The following is a 20,897-nucleotide window of genomic DNA, read 5'->3' on the forward strand; positions in this document are numbered from 1 at the left end:
TTGCTGTTTCCTGCCATGCGTCTGGCGGCAGCACGCAGTCATACCGGCACGGTCGCCGGCCAGCGGTTTTTTGTCCGGATTTGCAACGCAGTTATCGAAATCGGTTGCTTGTCCGCCGTCGCTGGTGATTGCACCGCGCTAGGATTCACAGCAGCACCATCGCTTGGCGAAAGAGGCTGTCAGACCTTTGTTTCACCGCATCCGCGACATCACGCCGGCGCACTCGGACAACCTGTCCGGTGATGACGACGAGGGCGCGGTGACGAGCTGCGCCGACCTGGTCGTGAGCTATCTCGGCATGCTCGGCGTGCCGTACGTGTTCGGTGTGCCCGGTGGCAACATCGATCCGCTGTGCTGCGCGCTGGCAAAACACCAGCAGCGCAGCGGCGTGCGCTGGATCCTCACACGTTCCGAATCGGGTGCGGGATTCATGGCCGCCGGCTTCGCGCGTGAAAGCGGCATGATCGGTGTCTGCAGCGCGACCTCTGGCCCAGGGTGCACCAACCTGCTGACGCCGGTGAGCAACGCCTATGTGGATGGCATACCGCTGCTGGTTGTGACCGGCCAGAACAGCACCACCACCTTCGGGCGCGGCGCGATGCAGGAAGCCAGTGCGACGGGCGTCGATGCGATGCTGATGTTCAGGGCCTGTACCCGCTACAACGCCCTGGTGACGCATCCCGATCAGCTCGAACACAATCTGCTTGCCGCGCTCAGCAGCGCGACCGGGCCGACGCCCGGTCCGGTGCACATCAGTCTGCCGCAGGATATCTTTGGCCGCACCGTGGGCGCGCGGCGCAGGCCGGTATCACGCTATGCGTTTTTCGGCCAGGAGATCACCCCGGACAGGATGCTGCTGCATCGCCTCGGCATACTGTTGCGCGGCTGCCGGCGCGGCGTCGTGGTGGTCGGCGAGGGTTGTATCAATGCGATGGAGGAAATTCTCTGCTTCGCGGAGCGGCGCCAATGGCCGATCGTCACCACGCCCATGGGGCGCGGCTGGATGTCCGCCGACCACCCGTTGTACCGCGGCGTATTCGGTACCGCGGGCCATGAATCCGCCCGCAAGACGCTGAGCGCCGAAGAAGCCGACATCATCCTGGTCGTGTGCGCCAATCTCGATGAAAACGCCACCTGCGGCTGGGACGGCAGCACGATCCTTTCGCAGCGGCTGCTGCACATCAACAACAACCCCGAGCACCTCGCCAGGTCATATATGGCTCGAATGAACCTGTGGGGCAGTCCGCGCATCGTCTTCAGGTATCTCAACCAGCAGGACGAAGAGCATCGGCCGGAGCCCGGCAAAGCGGATGGCGGTGCGCTCCCCGCGTTGCGCGACGCACGGCAATTGCCAAAACACATCAGCCTGCTGCACGTCGAGGACTGTGGCCGCGATTGTGTTCCGATCAATCCGCGCCGGCTGTTCTGGAGTCTCAGCCAGAAGGTTCCGCCCGGGACCCGCCTCTATGCCGACGCAGGCAATGCGTTTTTCTGGGCGACGCATTACTGGCACCCGCGCGCCGGGCGCCTGATCGATGTCAACCAGATGCCGATCTCGATGGGTTTTGCGCCGATGGGCTGGGCCATAGGCGCATCCATCGGCGGCAAGCTCGCCAACCCGAAATTTCCCGTGCTGTGCATCACCGGTGACGGGAGCTATCTCATGAGCGCCCAGGAAATCAGTGTTGCCAGGCAACTCGGCATCAACGTGGTCATCCTGGTGCTGAACAATGGTGTGCTGGGCACGGTGATGCACGGGCAACGCATGCGCGGGCTGGAGAACACGGCCAACGAGTTGCCGCGGACCGATTTCGCCATGATCGCGCGGGCGATGGATATCGAGGCCTACCGCATCGCCACCATTGACGAACTCGAGGCGCTGGGCATCGAAAGCCTGTTCCGGCGCAGCGGTCCGTTGCTGCTGGACGTGCTGGTGGACGGCGACATTGCACCCCCCATCGGGCAGCGCGTCAAAAACCTGGAGCAGGGGAGAGCGCCCGGTCAGCGATAGCAGCGGGAATGCCCATGCCATTCCGTTGTCGGGCCGGACGCTGGCCACAACGCATGAACCCGGCCGATCCGGTTGCCGCGTCGTGTCAGCCGACTATCACGAAATCGCTTGCCGCAAGTGTCGGGTGCGTTGTCGTGCCGATGAGCGCGAACTGGATGGCGCTCGCCTCGCCGTTGCCGTTCTTCTGCGCCGGCTCTCCGCACAATAGCTCGACAAAACTGCCCGCGGGCAGCCAGGCGCCGGTCACGATGCCGAAGGGCGCCCGAGGAAGCGTGAATTCGGTCCCTGGATGCTGAAGGCGATGGGCATGCGGGCACACGGCAAGCGTCTGCGCGGCACCCGGCTGGATCCCGTCGGCTAGCTGGCGGAACGTCGCCAGGAGCGGCAATTGATCGTTGATTACCGCGCGCTCTTGGATCGCATCCTCGGCTCTCTGGATGCCGGGCGCTACGATGCGGCGCTGGCGCTGGTGCGCTTGCCGGAGCAGGTGCGCGGCTTCGGGCCGGTATAGGCAACAGCCATTGCCGCGATGTACGCGGCGCGCGAGCGCTTGTTGCAGGAGTACGCGGGCAATTGACTTGAACCGGTCGGTAGACTTGAATTCCGCCGTGGCCCCGCGAGCGTGTTGCACCCGGGTGTTGCAGCGCCGGTGTGCTGGCGGTCCAACTGGAGAGCAATGAATTGAACAGCGAATATGTATTCACCCTCAGCTGCCCGGATCGCCTCGGAATCGTTGCCCTGGTCTCGGATGTGTTCTACCGCAACGGTGCATTCATCACCGAGGTGTCGAACTACAGCGACCAGCAGAGCAGGCGCTTTTTCCTGCGCTTCGTGTTCGATGACCGTCAGCTCGGGTGCACGATCGAGGAGTTCGGCGCGCATCTTGCGCGGCTTGCCGCCGAGCTCGATCTCGATTACCGCTTTCGTCCGCTGGCCGCGCGTCAGCGCGTGCTGATCGCGGTCAGCAAGTACGATCATTGCCTCAACGTTCTGCTCAACAGGTGGAAGTCCGGGGTGCTGCCGATTGATGTGACAGGCGTGGTGTCGAACCACGCCGACTGCCGCAGCCTGGTCGAATGGTACGGGATTCCCTATCACCATTTCCCGGTCAGCAGGGAAACCAGGCACGAGCAGGAACAGCAGATTCTCGATCTGATGCGTGCCGAGCGTGTCGACCTCCTGGTGCTGGCGCGTTATATGCAAATTCTCTCGGATGGGATGTGTCGCCAGCTTGCCGGTCGCGCGATTAATATCCACCACTCGTTTTTGCCCGGTTTCAAGGGTGCGAAGCCCTACCACCAGGCCTATGAGCGCGGCGTGAAGGTGATCGGGGCCACCGCGCACTACGTCACCAGCGATCTCGACGAGGGACCGATCATCGTGCAGGAGGTCAAGCGCATCGATCACCAGGTCTCGGTGGAGCAGATGGTGCACATGGGGCATGACACCGAGTCCACCGCGCTCGCCGAGGCGGTGCGTTTGCACGTCACCGAGCGCGTGGTACTGAACGGACAGCGCACGGTCATACTCTGAATTGCCGGCGCCGCGGGCGGCAGCCGCGGCTTGAACGACAGGAGCAGGGGTGCGAGTGATGCAGGCAGGCGGCACGACGGGTAGCAGTGATTTGCACGAGAGCTGGTCATCGCGTTTCGGCTTCCTGATGGCCACGATCGGTTTTGCCGTCGGCCTCGGCAATATCTGGCGTTTTCCGTACATGACCGGCGAGAACGGCGGCGCCGCATTTGTGCTCGTCTACCTGTTCTGTGCGTTCGCGATCGGTATTCCGATCCTGATAGCCGAACTCCTCATCGGGCGCCGCGGGCAGCGCTCTCCGCCCGCTGCGATGCGCGCGATCGCCGAAGCCGAAGGAAGATCGCGGCACTGGCAGTGGGTCGGTGGGATGAACCTGCTGGCAGCTTTCGTTATCGGGCTCAGCTATTGCGTGGTGATTGGCTGGGTGCTGCTGTACCTGTGGAAGGCCCTGTTGACGGGCTTTTCCGGTATCGACGCCGCCGCCGCGCGGGCGGAATTCGATGGCTTGCTGCACGATACGCCAACGATGGTGCTGTGGACCTGGATCGGACTGGTGCTGACGGGCGCGATCATCTACGCCGGCGTGCGCAAGGGGATCGAGCGCGCGGTCACGGTCATGATGCCGGCGCTGTTCCTGCTGTTGCTCGTGCTCGCGGCATTCAACATCGTCAGCGGTGGTTTTCCGGCGGCGCTCGATTATCTGTTCCGGGCGGACTTCAGCAAAATTACCGCATCGGTCTGGCTGGCAGCGGTCGGGCAGGCTTTTTTCTCGATCGGTGTCGCCATGGCGGGGATGATGACCTACGGCGCTTATCTGCCGAAAAGCGTCTCGATCGTGCGTTCGGCATGGCTCATCATCGTCGCCGATACCATGGTGGCGCTGCTGGCGGGGCTGGTGATTTTTCCCGTCATATTCAAATTCGGCCTCGATCCGCAGGGCGGACCGGGGTTGATCTTCCAGACCCTGCCGGTGGCCTTTGCGCAGATGCCGGGCGGGCATCTGTTCGGCGTGCTGTTTTTCGTATTGTTGTCCTTCGCCGGAATTACCTCGATGGTGGGGCTGATAGAGGCGCTCACGGCGTGGCTCGAGGAGCACCGCGGCTTTGCGCGTCATCGCAGCGCACTGCTGGTGTTGGCGGCAATTGCGATACTCAGTCTGCTGTCCATCCTGAGCTACAGCGAATTCTCCGAATGGCGGGTGGCCGGCAAGAATCTGAACGCGATACTCGATTACCTCGCCAACCAGGTCCTGCTGCCACTCGGCGGCTTGCTGATCGCGGTGTTCGCGGGCTGGCAGATGAGCCGTGACTCGACCCGCGAGGAACTCGACTTGCCCGACGGACGGGTGTTTGGCCTGTGGCGCATCCTGATCCGCTACCCGGTACCGGTCGCGGTGCTGCTCATCCTGCTGCTGGGTGTCGGTAGCTGATTTTTTGCCGTTTGCCCGGGTAATTTGTCGCCACGGCACTTTCGGCCCGCTCTGCTACTCTCCATCGCGTATGCCATCGGTTGTCGTCATGGCAATCCAATACCTGCGACCAAGGAGATTTTGCAATGAGTGGATTGTCCGGGAAAGCCGCGCTTTGCAGCACCATGCTGGTTGTGACGCTGTTGGGCGGTTGTTGCTGCCAGATGGAACAGCCGGCGCCCGGGCCGGATGTGGCTGCCGCGGCTCCCACGACCGTCACCGAGGTGTTTGCGCTGAGTTCGGAGCAACTGTTCGATTTCGACCAGGCAACCCTGCGTTCGGAGGCCGCCTTCACGCTGTCCACCATGGTCGAGAAGTATCGTGGCAATGCCCGGCTGCGCTCGATAACGGTCACCGGTCATACCGACAGCGTCGGCGCCGATACCTACAACCAGAGCCTGTCCCAGCGCCGCGCGGACTCGGTGCGCAATTACCTGGTGGAGCGGGGCGTCGATGGCTCGAAGATATCCGCGGTGGGCAAGGGCGAGAGCAGCCCGACCGCTTCCAACGATACCGTGCAGGGCCGTCAGCTCAACCGACGTGTCGAGCTCTCTGCCGAACTCGAGCACGAGGTCACCCGCTCGGCCGATGCCAATCCGAACTGGATCGTCTCGGCGCCTGGCCGGTAAAGCGCTCCGGGACGAGTCGCCAGGACCTCCCCGAATCCGGCTGTCGCGTGACGGATATGCGCTGCCATCGCGGTGGCATGCAAGTATACTGGGCACGGATTCCAAGGATTTTTCCGAAAGTGCAGATTGCCGCCGAGCGCACGCCCGAACATGCTCCCCCCAACGAGTTGACCGATGATCTCCTGTGCACCGACCGTGGCGTGCAATGGTTTGTGCCGGCAGCGCGCGATAGCCTGCAGCAGCCGTCACGCTGGCAGCGCACGGGCTGGGCCTGTGCGCGGCTGGCATTCCACGCCTATGTCGCTTTCTCGCTGCTCACGGTTGTCGGGGGATTCCTCAGCGCGCCGCTGATGACACAGTTGTTCTTTGGTGACTGGCGCTTCTGGCGCTACCTGCGCCCGGGCACGATGCTGTATCCGCATGGCTGGCGCCTGCTGATGCTGGTGCTGCGCGGAGAGAGCAGTTTCATGCTGGGGGTGCCGCTTTCCAGCGCGCCGCAATCGGCACCGCGGCGCGGTATCGCGGAGCTCGCGCCGTCCTGGAGTCACGGCATTTCCTGTGGCAGTTGCCGGCGTTGTTGCCACGTCAAATCACTGCGCTGTCCGGTGCTGGATACCGACAGCGGATTATGCCGCGGTTACAATTCCTTTTACTGGCGCTACTTCAATTGCGGGCGCTACCCTTCCACGCAGGCGGAGATCGATTACTACGGCTGCCCGAAATGGCAGATCAAATGAACCGCGCGCTTGCCCGGTGTCGGGCCGCGAGCCTGGCCCGCAAGGCGGAAGGCACATCGCAGATACTGCAACCGGTGACAGCGACGCCGCGCGCATCCGGGGGTATCGCATGACGATCAGTTCGAAACCGTTCGCGGCCAAGAAATTCCTCGATATCAACGGGCGTCGCATGGCTTACATCGACGAGGGCGAGGGTGATGCGATCGTATTCCAGCATGGCAATCCGACGTCCTCCTATCTGTGGCGCAACGTCATGCCCCATTGCCGTGGACTCGGTCGGCTGATTGCCTGCGATCTGATCGGGATGGGTGATTCCGACAAACTGGATGCATCGGGTCCGGTCCGTTATTCCTACGCCGAGCAGCGCGACTACCTGTTCGCCCTGTTCGACAAGCTCGATCTCGGTGAGCGCGTGGTGCTGGTGATCCACGACTGGGGGTCGGCGCTGGGTTTCGACTGGGCCAATACGCACCGTGGGCGCGTGCAGGGCATTGCCTACATGGAAAGTATCGTGATGCCGGTGCAGTGGAGCGACTGGCCGGAAGGTGCACGGCGCGTCTTCCAGGGCTTTCGTTCGCCGGCGGGCGAGGAAATGGTGCTCGAGAAAAACGTCTTCGTCGAACGCGTGCTGCCCGGATCGATCCTGCGTTCCCTGGACGAGGCGGAAATCAACGAGTACCGGCGGCCGTTCCTGCGCCCGGGAGAGGATCGACGTCCGGTACTGAGCTGGCCGCGCGAGATACCGATCGCCGGCGAGCCGGAGCAAATGGTCAAAATCGTCGAGGACTATGCGCGCTGGCTGGCGACTTGCGATACGCCCAAGCTGTTCGTCAATGCGGAACCGGGTTCCATACTGGTCGGCCGGCAACGCGAATTCTGCCGCAGCTGGCCAAACCAGCGGGAAATCACGGTCAAGGGTTCGCATTTCATCCAGGAGGACAGCCCGGATGAGATCGGTGCGGCAGTGGCCGGATTTGTGCGCGCGCTGCGCGGCGCCGCCTGCTGAGCGCGCGACATCAGTCGAAAACCTGGCCGATCTGCAGGTACAGCGCGCGCTGGTCGTGCTCGCCGAATCCGGCACCCAGGAATACCGGTCCCAGCGGTGAATCGATACCGATAAACAGACTGCCTGCGTAGAGCAGTTCGTCCGCCGTCACGTCGTTGCGTCGCAGCCAGACGTTGCCGGTTTCGATGCTGGCACCGGCGTAGACGGGAAAGTCGATTGGCAGAAAGGATTGTTCGGTCAGGCGCCGGTAGAAGACCAGGTTGGCCGCCGCAAGGTAGTTGCCCGCCAGCGAGTCACGGGTGTAACCCGACAGCGACAGGAATCCTCCCAGGGAAAAGACCTGCGAGGGAAGGATCAGCGTGCTGTTGTCGATATCCAGTTCCGACCAGCGTGCGGTTGCGATGATCGAATTGCGTCCGAAGCTGCGGGCAAGAAGGGCAATCGTGCTCCACGCCTCGTAATCGGCCTCGGCGCCGAATTCATCCTTGCCTGACGCATAGTGGCTGCTCAGGCGAGTGCCGTGTCCGGGAAAATACGCACGGTCCAGCGTGTCATAGCGCAGCTCCGCGAAAATACCCCCGTCGTCCTGGCTGCTCGAGGTGAGCAGTGGCGAGCCGATCTGGATATCGGTATTGGCCGTACCGGTAAACAATCCGCCGCGCAATGCGGCGGTATTGTCGAAATTGATGCCCGGTCCGAATTCCAGCACATGGTCATCGACCACCACCCGCGCCCGCACTTCGCCATCTTCGGAGAAATTGAGCAGGCGTTGTTGATACTGGTACTGGGCATCGAGAAAAAAGCGCCGGTTGATGTCGAGCGGTTGATAGAACTCGGTGCCGAACAGCGAGCGGCCGCCGAGCTGCGCCAGGGTGTACCATTCGGCACCCAACGCATTGATGCCTTTCTGGCGCCAGCTGGCGCGCACGCCGAATTCGCTGTCGCCGCGGCTGTCCTGCTCCCAGCTGATACCCATTTTCAGATAGCTGATACCGGCGGGATGGGCAATGGCCCTGACGTTCAGCACGTTTTTCCCGTCGCTTCGCGTCAGGTCATAATCGACCCGTGAAAACTCGTCGAGCCCGTAGATCGCGGTGATGTCCTCCTCGAGCTTGCGACGATCGAGGCGTTTGCCCTCGCGCTGGCTGATCATGTTGCGCAGCAACTGCCGCGATACCGACGCGTCGGTATGTATCTCGACGCGCTGTATCAGCGGTGACTTGGTGGCTTTCGGAGCGGATGTTTGCACCAGTTGCAACCTGGTGCGCGGAGTCGCAAGGACGGCGAGCTGCTCACCGGCGGCGCGTGCCGCATCGTAGCCGAGCTGAATCGCGAGTTCGGCCTTGTTGAATGCCATGGTCGTGATTCCGGCCGTATCGAGTGCCGGCAATATCAGAATGTCGTCGGGTCCCATCAGCGCAATCTGCTGCTCCGAGTTCTTGCGCGTGAGCACCGTCGTGAGCTGGTCGATAATGGCAAATCCGCCGCCGTCCTCGATTTGCTCGCGTGTCGACAGCGGCGTGCCGATATCGATCACGATCAGTCGGTCGACTCCCATCGCCTGCACCACATCGACCGGGATGTTCTTGGCGATGCCGCCGTCGACCAGCAGTTTGCCGTCCACATCGACAGGCGCGAAGGCGCTTGGAATCGACATGCTGGCGCGCATCGCGGTCGCGAGATCGCCGTGGTCCAGCACCACGGTATCGCCGGTGGCAATATCCGTCGCCACCGCGCGGTACGGAATCGGCAGCTGGTCGAAATCGGTGACGTTCGATACATGCGACACCAGGTCGTGGAGCATCAAATTCAGATTCTGGCCCTCCACGATACCCATCGGGATGCGGAACCTGCCGTCCTTGAAACGCAGCCGGCCACGGGCCAGGAAGTCGTAGTCTTCCTGCTTGCGGCGGAACGTGAGCTGATTGCGAGGAGCGTCGTCATTGAAGGCTTTCTGCCAGTCCAGCGTGCTCACGACCTGCTCGATCTCCGCCGCGCTCATGCCGGATGCATAGAGCCCGCCCACGATCGATCCCATGCTGGTGCCGGCAATGGCATCCACCCTGATATTGTTTTCCTCGAGATACTTGATCACCCCGATATGTGCCAGCCCGCGCGCGCCGCCGCCGGCCAGAACCAGGCCGACACGCGGAGCCCTCGGCTTGGCGTCATCAGCCGCGGTCAACGACGCGCTCGCGAGAGCCAGCAACAGGCACAATGGCCAGACGATCAGGCGCGGAAAATTCATGACGATTTCCTGGAAAACGGCGCCGCAGGATCGGGAGCGCAGGTGCCTCGGTGGCAGGTGCGAGTGAAGCCGGGCGCGAGTGCGTGAAGACTCTATTCTAGACTCGCGAGGGTGGAATCCTGATCAGGCGTTATTGGTAGCAATAGCGCGGCGCGGCCCCAGCGCAAAGCACAGGATGGCGCACAGCGCGATGCACCAGACGACCAGGGCGCCGGAGGGCAGGTCGAACAGCGTCGAAAGCACCAGCCCGCTGCCATAGCCCGCGATGCCCACGCCGTAGCCGGCGGCGAGCCGCCAGCGGCGGAAATTCCGCGTGGCCAGTCCGGGCACGATCAGGCTGGCAAACACCAGGTACACGCCGACCAGCTGTACCGAGGCTGTCACGGCAAGCGCAAATACCACGTAGAACAGCAGCGGGTGCAATTGCTGGCGCTTTGCCAGCAGCAGGACCGAGATCAGCACGGAACCGAGTGCTGGCAACAGCAGTTGCTCATAGCGTACCCACAGGATCTGTCCCGCCAGCAGATCGCGCAGGTGTTCGCCACCGTGCGGATTGTTGGCGAGCAGCAGGATGCCGCCGGTAGCGGCGAGCACGAACAGTACACCGATCTGGGCCTCCTGCACTTCGGGCCAGCGCTTTTCCGTCCAGGTCAGCAAGGCCGCACCGAGCAGGGCCGCCGTTGCTGCGGCGAGTTGGGTTGCAAGTCCCTGCGGATCGAATTCAAGCATGCCGGCGACGATCACGCCGAGTGCCGCGATCTGCGCCAGCGCCAGGTCGATGAACACGATGCCGCGGCTCAGGATCTGGGTGCCAAGCGGCACATGCGTGACCAGCACCAGGCAGCCGGCGAGGAAGGCCGGTAGCACGATCGACAGATCGGCGAGCGCAAGATTCACTGCAGCCCTCCCAGCAAACGGCTGATGATGTCCTCGAACAGCGTGAACAGGTCAGTGGCGGCGTCGGTACCGCCGACGGTGTTGGGGATCATCACGGCCGGGATGCTTGCCTGCGCTGACAACCATTGCGATGCGCGCTCGCTCTGGTAGGGGGTATGCAGCACCATGCGCGCCGGGTCCTGACGCAACTGCTGCAGCAGCGCGGCGAGATGTGCGCTGCTCGGTTCGAGCCCTGGCTTGGGTTCGAGATTCCCGATCTCGCGCATGCCGAGCCAGTCAAACAGGTAGACCATGTCCTTGTGGTGCGCGATCACGCCCACTCCGTTCAATGCAACGGCCTGCTGTTCCCAGCGCTGCATGGCGAACTCCAGGCGTGCGCGAAAATCGGCGTACGCTGCACGATAAGCCTCGGCATTGGCCGGATCGAGCTCTCCCAGGCGTGTTGCCAGCGCCTCGCCCACTGGCACGAGGTTGTGCGGATTGAGCTGGATGTGCGGATTTCCCGAGCCATGTACATCACCCTGGGCGCGGTCGAGCTGGGTGGGCAACTCGAGGCGCGGGACCAGATTGCCGGCAACGAAATTGCCGGGCTGGCCTGGCTGGATGCGGCGGTTTCCGGATTGCTGCAGCAATACGGGTAACCACCCGGCCTCCAGATCCAGGCCAGTGCACACCAGCAGATCGGCGTTGCGCACGCGTGCGATCAGGCTGGGACGCGCCTCGATGCGATGCGGATCCTGCTGACCCGTGGTGGCGCTGGAGACGTTCAGCCGTTTGCCACCGATTTCGCTTGCCAGCGCGGCCCATTCCGCCTCGCAGCTCAGTACGTTGAGAGCCGCCTGGGCCGGCATGCACAGCGCTGCCAGCACCCCTATGAACCATGTCCGGGACAGCAGGTGTTTCATCGCGGTTTACTCCTAGAATTGATGGGCGCCGTGCGCGCCGAGGCTCATGAGGTACTGCAGGTATAGCTGTTGGTCGGTCGCACCGGGAGCGCTTTGATCGTGCGCGTATTGCAGCCGCAGGCGGCTGTATTCGGTCGGCGAGTAATCGAGCATCAGGGTGGTGCGATCGGGATCGTAGGTGGCGAGCGTGGGGAAATCCGCGTCACGCAATACGCCATCGAGCGAGCGCAGACGCAGCGTGCCGGAATCGAGACTGTCGTAGCGCAAGCCGACGCGCCAGCGGGGCATGAACTGGTAGACACCCTGCAGGTACCAGCCCGAGGGATCGCCGCGATAAGACGAGCGGCCATTGCCGCGGCTGGTGTTGAGCTGCAGCATCACGCCGTCTTCATGGCGATCGAAATACTCGCCCTGCAGCGTGAAATGGTGCTCCTGGCCGTTTCCGTTCGGTGCCCACTTGTAGACCAGGTAGGTATTCCAGGTGGTGCTGTCGCCGTTGAATTCGGTTGGATTGGATACGTCCTGCCGCGACGGATCGGGTTCCGCGTAGACGCGGCTCCCGGCCTCCGTGCCGAGCCATGCAATGCCGCCTTTCCAGCTTGCGCTGGCGCCGATATCGTTGCCGGTCGAGGCGAAAAGGGTATAGGCACCCACCCCGTTGCCATCGTCCTGGCCGGGAAACTGGTCGCCGTTGCCGAACTCCACGCCAAGCTCGACAAACTGCTCGAGCGGGGCCAGCCATTTCAGTTGCAGGCCCTCGGTCTTGTATTGCCCGCCGAACATGGCCTGGTAAACCAGGGGAATGTCGCTGAAGTCCCAGGTGTGGGCATGTTGGGCGTTCTGGTAGGCCAGCGCCGAATAGAAGCGGCCAAACTGCGCGGTGAATCCGTCGGGCAGTGCGCTGGTGCGAACCAGTGCCTCCTCGGCGCTGATCTCGTCGCCTGCATCCACCGCAAAGGTCACCTGTCCGTAAAACAGCGGATCGATCGAGGCACTCAGCGTCAGCTCTGTTTCACCGAGACTGAAGCCGCGCTCACCCGGCCCGCCTTCGCCGCCGGCCGGCACAAAACCGCCCAGCATGTAGTCATCGGGATTCTCGTCGAGATTTGCCCAGGTGCCGGCGAGAATCACCGACATCTGCGGGTTGAAGGCGTTGGCGCTCGTTTGTGGTGGCTGGTTCGCCACAATTTCCACTTGTTGCAGACGCGATTCGATGGTGTCGAGTTGTTCGCTGCGTACGGGTTCCCCCTTGGTGGGCGGCGTCTCTATCGCACCCAGTCGTGCCTCGAGCGCGGCGATGCGCGTTTCGAAGGCTGCGCGCGTTGCCGCGAGTTCCGCGCGCAATTGTTCGGCTTCGCTGCCGGTGGCGCCGGCCGCCCGCGCGCAAAGGGTGCTGGCGACGCCAATTGCGAGCGCAATGGACATATTCCTCGGATATTGCATGAGTGGATCTCCAGTCGATTCCGCGCGGAATGTCGATCGTCGCCCGGGCTGTCGGCGACGCAGGGCATGCCCCGCGAATTAGCGGTGTGATGGCGTGCGCCATCAGCCTTCATTCGGGAGTTCAGGCGGTTGGCGGAGGCCCGCGGATGGAGATCGTGGCGGGTGCGCGGTGAATCGCCGCCGGGGGGAGTTCGGGGCTCGGTATTGCGCCGTGCCGGGACAGGGGTTTGTGCCACTCATCATGGGTGGACAGTGTGCCACCGCTGCTGCTGGCGTATACGCAGATCGCACACAGGCTTTCGGGTCCGGGCCCACTGTGCTCATGCTGGGCCGAGGCGGTTGCGTAGTTGAGCAGGGCCACAACCATCAGCACCATGCGCAATGCGGCGAGCAGGGAATGAGAATAATGCTTTGCTGGCAAGCGGTACGTCATGGGTATCGATGCGACGGTGACCCGGCCACTCTAACAGCCGAACTTGGTCAGCTGAAGTACTACTGTGCCCGCACGGGGGGGCGGATCAGCAGCGCCCGTGCTTTCGATCTCCGCCACACTCTACAATCCGGTTCGCGGCAATATGCGCGCGAGCGGCATGAACGCAAGACGAGCGAGCGGCATCCATCGCAATGGCGCGGGTGCGCCGATTACCGTGAGACGATTCGATGACGCGCCACGATGCGCAAGGCAGTTATCCATGAAGCATGACTCTCCGCCCGCCAGACGCCGCCCGGCCCGCAAGCGCGGGCGCCCCGAGGGAGCCGGTGTTGCCGCGGTCACACGCAACAACATCATGCGTGCCGCGGTGTATTGTTTTGCCCAGTCCGGTTATGCGCAGACCAGCAACCACGATATTGCGCAAGCGGCCGGTATCACCAGCGGCTCTCTTTACCATCACTTCGACTCCAAGGCCGCGATCTACCAGGAGGCGCTGCGCCATTGCCTGATCACGCTGACCGAGACCTACCGCTCGGCCTTTGCCGAAGCCGCCGATCGCAGCTGCATCGATCAGCTTTGTCTCGGTCTCGAGCGGGTCATCGCGGTCTCGCGCGCCTGGCCTGGAATGGTCCGCTTCGCCGGCAATTCCGCCGCGGAGATCCGCCACAACCGTGAACTCGACTGGCTGCACGCGGAGGATGCGCAGGCGTTCAACCTGCTGTTCCGCGAGCTGTTGCAGGTGGCCAGCGAGCGCGGCGAGCTGGCCACCGGTGTCACGGTCGAGGATGCGGCGCAGCTGCTGGTCGCACTGGTCAGCGGTTTGTCGATCGCCCATGACACCGACCTGGGCGAGGCGCGTTTTGCGGCCACGATCAGAAGTTTCGAACGCCTGCTGAAGGGGCAGTTGCTGAAGCCGCGTGGCCCACGCAAATAATCAATTGACCGATTGATTAAGCGGTGTTCAAATACGAGAGCACTTGTTCTTTTTGAAGAGGCGGCGATGGATTTCGATCTCGATCTCGGGCTGACGGATGAAATGCTGACGATCAGGGACACCTGTCGTCGATTCGCGATGGATGTGATGCGCCCGGTCGGTATGCGGCTCGACCGGATGTCGGCGGAGGCGGTGATCGCCGCGGATTCGCCGTTGTGGGGCGTGATCGAGGGATACAAGGGCCTCGGTCTCGGCGCCGGGGCGCAAATCGATGACCCGGACATGAGCGCCGAGCACAAGGCGCTGCTGCACTGCATCGTGCTCGAGGAACTCTGTGCGGGAGACGTTGGAATTTTTATCGGCTGCGGACTGCTGAATATCTCCTCGCTGATCGCACAACAATTCGCGCGCAACGATCTGTACGAATTTTTCCGCCAGCGTGACGAGATCGGTTGCCTGGCACTGACAGAACCCGGGCATGGCAGCGACAACGTCGCATTCACCGAGCCGGGATTTCGAAACCCGCGTATCAAGCCGGTGCTGAAGTGCCGGCGCGACGGCAGCAATTATGTGCTGAACGGGCAGAAGGCTGCATGGGTATCCTGCGGCACCATCGCCGGATCGGGGGTCGTGTTCGCGGGTTTCGAGAATTCCAGTGTCGGGCTTGCCGATGGCGCGGTGTTCCTGTTGCCGTTCGACCTGCCGGGAATCAGCAAGGGAAAGCCACTGGAGAAACTCGGCCAGCGCGCGCTGAACCAGGGCGAGATATTTTTTGACCAGGTCGAGGTGCCGGCCCATTTCATGCTCGCCGAAGGGCCGGATGCTTACCCCTTCGTCTGGGAAATGAACCTCAAGGGCGCGAATCTCGCGATGGGCCAGCAATTTGTCGGGGTTGCGCGTGCGGCCTACGATATCGCGCTCGATTACGCCAAGGAGTGGGTGCAGGGCGGCTGCCCGATCATCGAGCACCAGAACGTCAAGAACCGCCTGTTCGGCATGTTCCAGAAAGTCGAAGCGGCGCGTTCGCACGTGCGCCGCGTTTCGCTGGCGGATGCAGTCAAGCCGGGCGGCGTGCCGTTCCAGTATGCGGCCTCGGTCAAGGTGCTCGCCACCCAGTCTGCGTTCGAGGTGGCCCACGACGCGATACAATTGCTCGGTGGCAACGGACTCACCCACGAATATCTGGCCGAGAAACTGTTCCGTGACGCGCGCTCCTCGCTGATCGAGGACGGCGAGAACAGCATGCTCGGCCTGATGGCGGCGGCGCGGCTCTGAAAAGCGCAAACGCCATCCCGGATTCACGCAACACCCCTTTCCGATCCGCACAGGAGTACCGCAAATGGAACTGAAGGAAGTTATCGGCCGCCGCCGCTCGATCCGTATCTTCGCCTCGTGGCGCCCGGTCGAGCGTGCGAAGATCCAGAAGATGCTTGAAGCGGCACGGCGCGCGTCCTGCGCCGGCAACGTGATGAATATCCGCGCGGTCGTGATCTGGCGTGACCAGGCCACGCAGGAACTGATCGACAGCATCAAGCTGCCGATCAGCTACCAGCAGATGCAGACCGCGCCGGTATTCATCCTCTGGTACAACGAACCGATGGCCTACGAAGGCGAGCACTGGGTGAAGACCGTCTCGGAACTGGTCGAGACGCGCCGCATGGGCGTTCACATCGAGGAGACGATTTCCGAAGTGAAGCAGAAGCTCGCACCGGGCTTCCTGATGAACGACCCGAAAGTCACCGGCAACTCGCCGGGTGCGATCATGGACTGCGGACAGGCGATCGCGCAGGCGACGCTGGTGGCCTACGAGGAGGGACTCGGCAGCTGCCTGATGGGCGGCCCGGTGCTCGGGCGTGTCGGCAGGCGCCTCAAGGTTCCCGAAACCGCGGTGCCGCTGGCGCTGCAGGCGGTCGGTTATCCCGCCGAATCGTGGGAAGCGGGTGGGCAGACGATCAAGCCGCCGCTCGAGGAACTGTTCTGCGAGATGGAATATGGCAAACCGTTCGCGTCCGATCCCGCGGTGGTTGCCGAGCTCGAGCGAGAGAAACTGATCCAGACAGCGGCGCCGCTGCCGTGGCGCGACGCCGAGCTGCGCGCGCTCGCCAAGGCGACTGACCTCGACACGCGGCTGTGGCGTGACGATGCGTTCGAGGTGCTGGCCGACGACCCCAAGTCCAGCTGGTGAAAACGACCGGGCGAGGCGCGCACGCGCCGCTGCCCGGGGCTAACGAGACAACGAACGAACCGCGGAGGACTATTCCATGCGCCTGAATGCAGTGGTAGCCGGCGTCGGCATGACGCCATTCGGCAAGCACCTCGACAAGAGCATCAAGTGGCTCGGCGGCCAGCCGGCGCTGGATGCGATCCAGGATGCCGGTATCAGTGCCGGGGATATCGAGGCGGCCTATGTCGGCAATTGCGCCGCCGGGCTGGTCACCGGGCAGGAGTCGATCCGCGGCCAGGTGGTGCTCAGTTCGATCGGTCTCGGCAAATTTCCGATCATCAACATCGAGAACGCCTGTGGCAGCGGTTCGACCGCGCTGAACCAGGCCGCGATGATGATCTCGGCCGGCTACTACGACGTGGTGCTGGTGGTCGGTTTCGAAAAGCTGTTTCACGAGAACAAGGCGATCACCTACAGCGCCTTCGGCGGCGCCATCGATGTCGAGGAGCGCGATCGCTTCCTGGCCAGCATGAGTGCCGGGCAAAGCGAGGGCTCGGGTACCAAGCGCTCGATGTTTGCCGATTTCTACGGGGTTCTGGCGCGCAATTACATGGCCTCGCACGGGACCGAATTACGCCATTTCGCGATGATATCGGCAAAGAACTCGGTGCATGGCAGCCTCAATCCACGGGCGCAGTTCCGCAACGCGATGAGTGTCGAGGAAGTGCTCGCGCAACCGGTGATCGTCGATCCGTTGACGCGCCCGATGATCTGCCCGGTGGCGGATGGCGGCGCCGCCGTCGTGCTGGTGAGCGAGCGCAAGGCGCGCCAGCTGGGCATCCACAAGCCGGTGCGCGTCGTCTCCTCGGTGGTGCATTCCTTTTTCGAGCATGCGGACGGCGCCGCGGAAAACGTCACCAGCATCTCGATCGCCGATGCCTATCACGAGGCCGGGGTCGGGCCGCAGGACCTGAGCCTGGTCGAGCTGCACGATTCCTCCGCGGTTACCGAAATGATCACCTATGAGCATCTTGGCCTGTGCGCCGCGGACGATGTGGGCGGATTCCTCGAGCGCGGCGAGAGCTCGCTCGGCGGGCGTATCCCGGTCAACACTTCGGGCGGCTTGCTGCGCAAGGGACACCCGGTAGGTGCCACCGGCGTGGCCCAGCTCGCGGAAATCACCTGGCAGCTGCAGGGCCGCGCCGGTCCCCGCCAGGTCGAGGGTGCGCGGGTCGGGCTGTGCCACAACGGTGGCGGCACCCTCGGCAACGATACCGCGGTCATGAACATCACGATCGCCATGCGCTGATCGGCCAGAGGACACGCCATGCGGGAACGCAATGAATTCATCCTCGCCGACCTGATTTCGTTGCGGGCGGAACAGAAGCCGGATCTCGATGTACTGACTTTCGAGCACTACAGCCTCGATGACGGCGCGAGCGCGGACGAGGTCCGGACCTACGCCGATCTGTTCACCAACGCCAATCGCCTGGCGGCCTGGCTGCTGGCGCGCGGCATGCGCCGCGGCGAACGTTTCGTGATCATGCTGCGCAACCATCCGGAATTCGTCGAGGCGATGATCGCGGCCTCGATGACCGGAACCGTGTTCGTGCCGGTCGATCCACGCACGCGTGCCGACAAGATCGCGTTCATGGTCAACAATTCGGGCAGTCGCGGCGTGGTGTGCGCCGGCTACAATTTCGCCGAGGTCGAACAGGCGCGCCGCTCGTGTCCGGCGCTCGAATGGTCGTTGCTGCTGGAACCCGAAGCAGGGCAGGCTGAAGCAGCCGCCTGGCATATCGATCCGCTGCACGAAGTGCTGGCGGCGGCGGTACCCACGGTGCAGATGGCAGCGGTCACGCTGAGCGATCCGATCCAGATCATCTACACCTCCGGCACCACCGGAGACCCCAAGGGTATCGTCGGCAACAACCAGCGCTTCGGCGGCACCGGCATGATGGGTTTCGTGTTTGGCTACCAGCCCGACGAGCGGCCCTATACCGGGCTCTCGTTCACCCACAACAATGCCCAGGCCACCGCGCTGTGCCCGTCGCTCTACGGCGGCCATCGCGCGGTGTTCAGCCGCAAGTTCACCAAGTCGAAACTCTGGGATATCTGCCGCCGCTACGGCTGCACCTCGTTCTCGTTGCTCGGCGGCATGGCGACCGCGGTCTACAGCGAACCACCACGTGCGGACGATGCCGCCAACCCGGTGCGCCTGGTGATCAGCGGCGGGATGCCGGCGGCGATCTGGGAGGCATTCGAGCGGCGTTTCGATGTGCGGATCTTCGAGATATACGGCGCCAGCGATGGCGGTGGCATGGCCTTCAACGCACCCGGCCAGGGCCCGGTCGGCTCGTTCGGCAAACCCTTGCCCGGTTACGCGATGAAAATTCTCGATGACGCGGGCAATGAATGCCCGCCCGGCGTGGTGGGCGAGATCTGCTGCGGACCCGCCGAGGGCAGCGATGTTTCGGTGGCGGTCGAGTATTTCGCCAATCCCGAGGCCTCGCAGCGCAAGCTGCGCGACGGCTGGAACAGAAGCGGCGACATGGGTCATGCGGATGCCGCTGGCTGGCTGTTCTTCGATTACCGCAAGGGCGGGGGAATCCGCCATAACGGGGATTTCATCAACACCAGCTACGTCGAGAAAGTGGTGGCCGAGTGCCCCCTGGTGGACGATGTCTACGTGTATGGCGTGAGCGCGCTGTCCGGGGCGCCGGGCGAGAAGGACGTGGTTGCGGCAGTCGTGGCGCGTACGGGACAGGAATTCGATGCGGCGGCGGTGTTTGCGCATTGCCGCGCCGGTCTCGAGCCGAATTTCGTGCCCGGCTACCTGCAACTGGTCGACGAGATTCCCAAGACCGCATCCGAGAAGCCACAGGAGCGCTTCCTGCTGGAGCAGTTCCGCCGTGAGGCTGCGAATGTGTTTGCGAGCCGCTGAAACACGTTGCCGTGCGTTTCGTCAGCCTTGGCGAACAGGATGAGCCATTTCACGAACCACTGGATCCGCAGGCCGTCGAAAAAGTCTGCGGGGAAGCATTCGGCAGCGCGACGCGGATCAGCGACTGCCGGCAGATCGCCGGCGGCCAACTCAATGCCGTTTACCGGATCGCCTTCGCCCAACGCGCCCCGGTGGTGTTGCGCCTGGGGCCGCCCGCCGGAGCGCCGTTGCTGCGCCATGAACAGGCCCTGCTGCAACGCGAAGCGGCGCTGCAACCACTGCTGGCCGATGCCTGCCCCCTGATTCCAAAACTTCTTCACCAGGATTTTACCTGTGCCACGCTGGAGCGCCCGCTGCTGCTGCTCGAATACCGCGGCGGTGCGCGCTGGGACCGGGTGGGCGAGCGCATTCCGGTGCGCGCCGCGCACGCGCTATGGATGCAGTTCGGTGATGCAGTACGCAACCTGCATGAACTGCAGGGCAGTGTGTTCGGCTTCCCGCCACCGGCGCAGGGCTGGAGCAGCCATGCGCAATGGCTGATTCACCTGGTCGATGAACTGGCGCTCGACCTCGAGCAGTGCGGCATCGCGGTGGCGGGCCTGGCGCGTTTTCGCGAACAACTGCGTGCCTGCCGTGCGCAACTCGAATTGTCGCAGCCCCCGCGCCTGGTGCATGGCGATCTGTGGCCGCGCAACGTGCTGGTGGAGCAGCACGACGACGGGTGGCGGATCAGCGCGATCCTCGATGCCGAGCGGGCATTCTGGGGCGAACCGGCAGCGGAGTGGATTTTCGGATTCCTGGATCTTCCGCAGGCTTTCTGGGAAGCCTATGGCACACGGCTCGACCCGCAGCACCTCGATGGCGATCTGCTGCTGCGCTCGCGCGTCTACCAGGCGCGCGGTGCGCTGCAGTTGATCCTCGAGTGCGACCGTAGCGGTGTCGATGCGGGCTTTGCACACGAGAACTTCCGCATCGCGACGGAGCAGTTGTATCGGTTGCGTGAATAAGTGGGCACGTGGGGAAACAAGGGAAAAGGAGGACGGTAATTCGCTCGATCCGTCGGTTCGAATGCGCCGTCCCCTTGAATATTACTTGGCAGCCGCCCGCTTCACCGCTTTCTTTTTCGCGGATTTCCGGGCCGGCTTCACGGTTTCGCGTACCGCGTTTTCCGCTTTCTTCGTTGCCCGCTTGACGCTGGCGATTCCCTTGTCCAGTTGCATGCCGGGGGTCGGAGACTTGCGTGCCGCAGGCTTCTTCGGGCTGACCGCCTTCTCGACCTTGGCCGCGGCTTTCTTCACTCCCGTTGCCACTGTCTTGACCTGTCGCTTGACGTTGCGTTCGGCCTTGTTCGTATCGGACTTCAGTCCGGCCCGAATGGCCTTCGTCTTGCGCTCAACCGTAACCTGGGCATCGTGCACCTTTTTCCGGGCAATGCGGGTACCCTTCTTGATCTCGCGCCGGGCAAGCTCGACCGCGTCATCAATACGATCCATCAGGCCGGGTTTCTTCGCCATTGAACTATCCTCTTTGATCAGCGGGCGGGAA

General features: G+C 63.3%; 18 protein-coding genes. 12 read left to right on the top strand and 6 right to left on the bottom strand.

What is annotated here, in order from left to right; genetic code table 11:
* The first annotated feature begins 298 nt into the window (after positions 1-298).
* The gene (locus IPF49_17225; protein MBK6289340.1) at positions 299-2,011 is read left to right on the top strand and encodes a thiamine pyrophosphate-binding protein; all 1,713 of its coding nucleotides are present in this window, start codon (positions 299-301) and stop codon (positions 2,009-2,011) included.
* Positions 2,012-2,096: 85 nt separating this feature from the next.
* On the opposite strand, the gene IPF49_17230 is transcribed toward IPF49_17225, so the two are convergent.
* Positions 2,097-2,399: a hypothetical protein gene (locus IPF49_17230; protein MBK6289341.1), complete on the bottom strand. Its 303-nt coding sequence runs from the start codon at positions 2,397-2,399 to the stop codon at positions 2,097-2,099.
* A gap of 293 nt (positions 2,400-2,692) precedes the next feature.
* On the opposite strand from IPF49_17230, the gene purU reads away from it, so the two are divergent.
* From purU to IPF49_17255, 5 genes are all read left to right on the top strand, one after another.
* Positions 2,693-3,544, top strand: a complete 852-nt coding sequence (gene purU, locus IPF49_17235; protein ID MBK6289342.1) for a formyltetrahydrofolate deformylase — start codon at positions 2,693-2,695, stop codon at positions 3,542-3,544.
* Between the two features lie 58 nt (positions 3,545-3,602).
* Positions 3,603-4,973 carry a sodium-dependent transporter gene (locus tag IPF49_17240; GenBank protein MBK6289343.1) on the top strand — a complete coding sequence of 457 codons (1,371 nt, stop codon included), beginning with the start codon at positions 3,603-3,605 and terminating at the stop codon, positions 4,971-4,973.
* A 125-nt stretch (positions 4,974-5,098) separates the two neighbouring features.
* Positions 5,099-5,641, top strand: coding sequence for an OmpA family protein (locus IPF49_17245; GenBank protein MBK6289344.1), 543 nt, complete (start codon positions 5,099-5,101; stop codon positions 5,639-5,641).
* 119 nt (positions 5,642-5,760) lie between these two features.
* Positions 5,761-6,378 carry a hypothetical protein gene (locus IPF49_17250; GenBank protein MBK6289345.1) on the top strand — a complete coding sequence of 206 codons (618 nt, stop codon included), beginning with the start codon at positions 5,761-5,763 and terminating at the stop codon, positions 6,376-6,378.
* Positions 6,379-6,487: 109 nt separating this feature from the next.
* Positions 6,488-7,384, top strand: coding sequence for a haloalkane dehalogenase (locus tag IPF49_17255; GenBank protein ID MBK6289346.1), 897 nt, complete (start codon positions 6,488-6,490; stop codon positions 7,382-7,384).
* A 10-nt stretch (positions 7,385-7,394) separates the two neighbouring features.
* Here the strand turns inward: IPF49_17255 and IPF49_17260 are convergent, their stop codons facing one another.
* From IPF49_17260 to IPF49_17275, 4 genes are all read right to left on the bottom strand, one after another.
* On the bottom strand, positions 7,395-9,632 hold the full coding sequence (locus IPF49_17260) for a patatin-like phospholipase family protein (protein MBK6289347.1): 2,238 nt from the start codon (positions 9,630-9,632) through the stop codon (positions 7,395-7,397).
* Positions 9,633-9,755: 123 nt separating this feature from the next.
* A complete protein-coding gene (locus IPF49_17265) occupies positions 9,756-10,529 on the bottom strand; it encodes a metal ABC transporter permease (protein MBK6289348.1) in 774 nt (257 codons plus the stop codon).
* The gene (locus IPF49_17270) at positions 10,526-11,434 is read right to left on the bottom strand and encodes a zinc ABC transporter substrate-binding protein (GenBank protein MBK6289349.1); all 909 of its coding nucleotides are present in this window, start codon (positions 11,432-11,434) and stop codon (positions 10,526-10,528) included. Before IPF49_17270 ends, IPF49_17265 begins: the two co-directional genes overlap by 4 nt.
* Positions 11,435-11,446: 12 nt before the next feature.
* A complete protein-coding gene (locus IPF49_17275; protein MBK6289350.1) occupies positions 11,447-12,859 on the bottom strand; it encodes a TonB-dependent receptor in 1,413 nt (470 codons plus the stop codon).
* 806 nt (positions 12,860-13,665) lie between these two features.
* Between IPF49_17275 and IPF49_17280 the strand changes: the two genes are divergently transcribed.
* From IPF49_17280 to IPF49_17305, 6 genes are all read left to right on the top strand, one after another.
* Positions 13,666-14,244, top strand: a complete 579-nt coding sequence (locus IPF49_17280; GenBank protein MBK6289351.1) for a TetR/AcrR family transcriptional regulator — start codon at positions 13,666-13,668, stop codon at positions 14,242-14,244.
* A 66-nt stretch (positions 14,245-14,310) separates the two neighbouring features.
* Positions 14,311-15,519, top strand: coding sequence for an acyl-CoA/acyl-ACP dehydrogenase (locus tag IPF49_17285; protein ID MBK6289352.1), 1,209 nt, complete (start codon positions 14,311-14,313; stop codon positions 15,517-15,519).
* A gap of 64 nt (positions 15,520-15,583) precedes the next feature.
* Positions 15,584-16,429, top strand: coding sequence for a nitroreductase family protein (locus tag IPF49_17290; GenBank protein ID MBK6289353.1), 846 nt, complete (start codon positions 15,584-15,586; stop codon positions 16,427-16,429).
* A gap of 76 nt (positions 16,430-16,505) precedes the next feature.
* Complete coding sequence (locus IPF49_17295; GenBank protein MBK6289354.1) at positions 16,506-17,717, top strand: thiolase family protein; 1,212 nt, start codon at positions 16,506-16,508, stop codon at positions 17,715-17,717.
* Between the two features lie 18 nt (positions 17,718-17,735).
* Positions 17,736-19,352: an AMP-binding protein gene (locus IPF49_17300; GenBank protein ID MBK6289355.1), complete on the top strand. Its 1,617-nt coding sequence runs from the start codon at positions 17,736-17,738 to the stop codon at positions 19,350-19,352.
* An 11-nt stretch (positions 19,353-19,363) separates the two neighbouring features.
* Positions 19,364-20,359, top strand: coding sequence for an aminoglycoside phosphotransferase family protein (locus tag IPF49_17305; protein MBK6289356.1), 996 nt, complete (start codon positions 19,364-19,366; stop codon positions 20,357-20,359).
* Between the two features lie 81 nt (positions 20,360-20,440).
* On the opposite strand, the gene IPF49_17310 is transcribed toward IPF49_17305, so the two are convergent.
* Positions 20,441-20,866 carry a hypothetical protein gene (locus tag IPF49_17310; GenBank protein MBK6289357.1) on the bottom strand — a complete coding sequence of 142 codons (426 nt, stop codon included), beginning with the start codon at positions 20,864-20,866 and terminating at the stop codon, positions 20,441-20,443.
* Between the last annotated feature and the right edge of the window lie 31 nt (positions 20,867-20,897).

Source organism: Gammaproteobacteria bacterium (assembly GCA_016705365.1).
Classification (GTDB): Bacteria; Pseudomonadota; Gammaproteobacteria; order Pseudomonadales; family UBA5518; genus UBA5518.

Excerpts from the sequence above, each read along its gene's own strand:
- IPF49_17245 (MBK6289344.1), top strand. The coding sequence starts at position 5,099 with ATGAGTGGATTGTCCGGGAAAGCCGCGCTTTGCAGCACCATGCTGGTT.
- IPF49_17310 (MBK6289357.1), bottom strand. The coding sequence starts at position 20,866 with ATGGCGAAGAAACCCGGCCTGATGGATCGTATTGATGACGCGGTCGAG.
- IPF49_17225 (MBK6289340.1), top strand. The coding sequence starts at position 299 with ATGCTCGGCGTGCCGTACGTGTTCGGTGTGCCCGGTGGCAACATCGAT.
- IPF49_17275 (MBK6289350.1), bottom strand. The coding sequence starts at position 12,859 with ATGTCCATTGCGCTCGCAATTGGCGTCGCCAGCACCCTTTGCGCGCGG.
- IPF49_17270 (MBK6289349.1), bottom strand. The coding sequence starts at position 11,434 with ATGAAACACCTGCTGTCCCGGACATGGTTCATAGGGGTGCTGGCAGCG.
- IPF49_17300 (MBK6289355.1), top strand. The coding sequence starts at position 17,736 with ATGCGGGAACGCAATGAATTCATCCTCGCCGACCTGATTTCGTTGCGG.
- IPF49_17285 (MBK6289352.1), top strand. The coding sequence starts at position 14,311 with ATGGATTTCGATCTCGATCTCGGGCTGACGGATGAAATGCTGACGATC.
- IPF49_17240 (MBK6289343.1), top strand. The coding sequence starts at position 3,603 with ATGCAGGCAGGCGGCACGACGGGTAGCAGTGATTTGCACGAGAGCTGG.
- IPF49_17295 (MBK6289354.1), top strand. The coding sequence starts at position 16,506 with ATGCGCCTGAATGCAGTGGTAGCCGGCGTCGGCATGACGCCATTCGGC.
- IPF49_17280 (MBK6289351.1), top strand. The coding sequence starts at position 13,666 with ATGCGTGCCGCGGTGTATTGTTTTGCCCAGTCCGGTTATGCGCAGACC.
- IPF49_17260 (MBK6289347.1), bottom strand. The coding sequence starts at position 9,632 with ATGAATTTTCCGCGCCTGATCGTCTGGCCATTGTGCCTGTTGCTGGCT.
- IPF49_17255 (MBK6289346.1), top strand. The coding sequence starts at position 6,488 with ATGACGATCAGTTCGAAACCGTTCGCGGCCAAGAAATTCCTCGATATC.
- IPF49_17290 (MBK6289353.1), top strand. The coding sequence starts at position 15,584 with ATGGAACTGAAGGAAGTTATCGGCCGCCGCCGCTCGATCCGTATCTTC.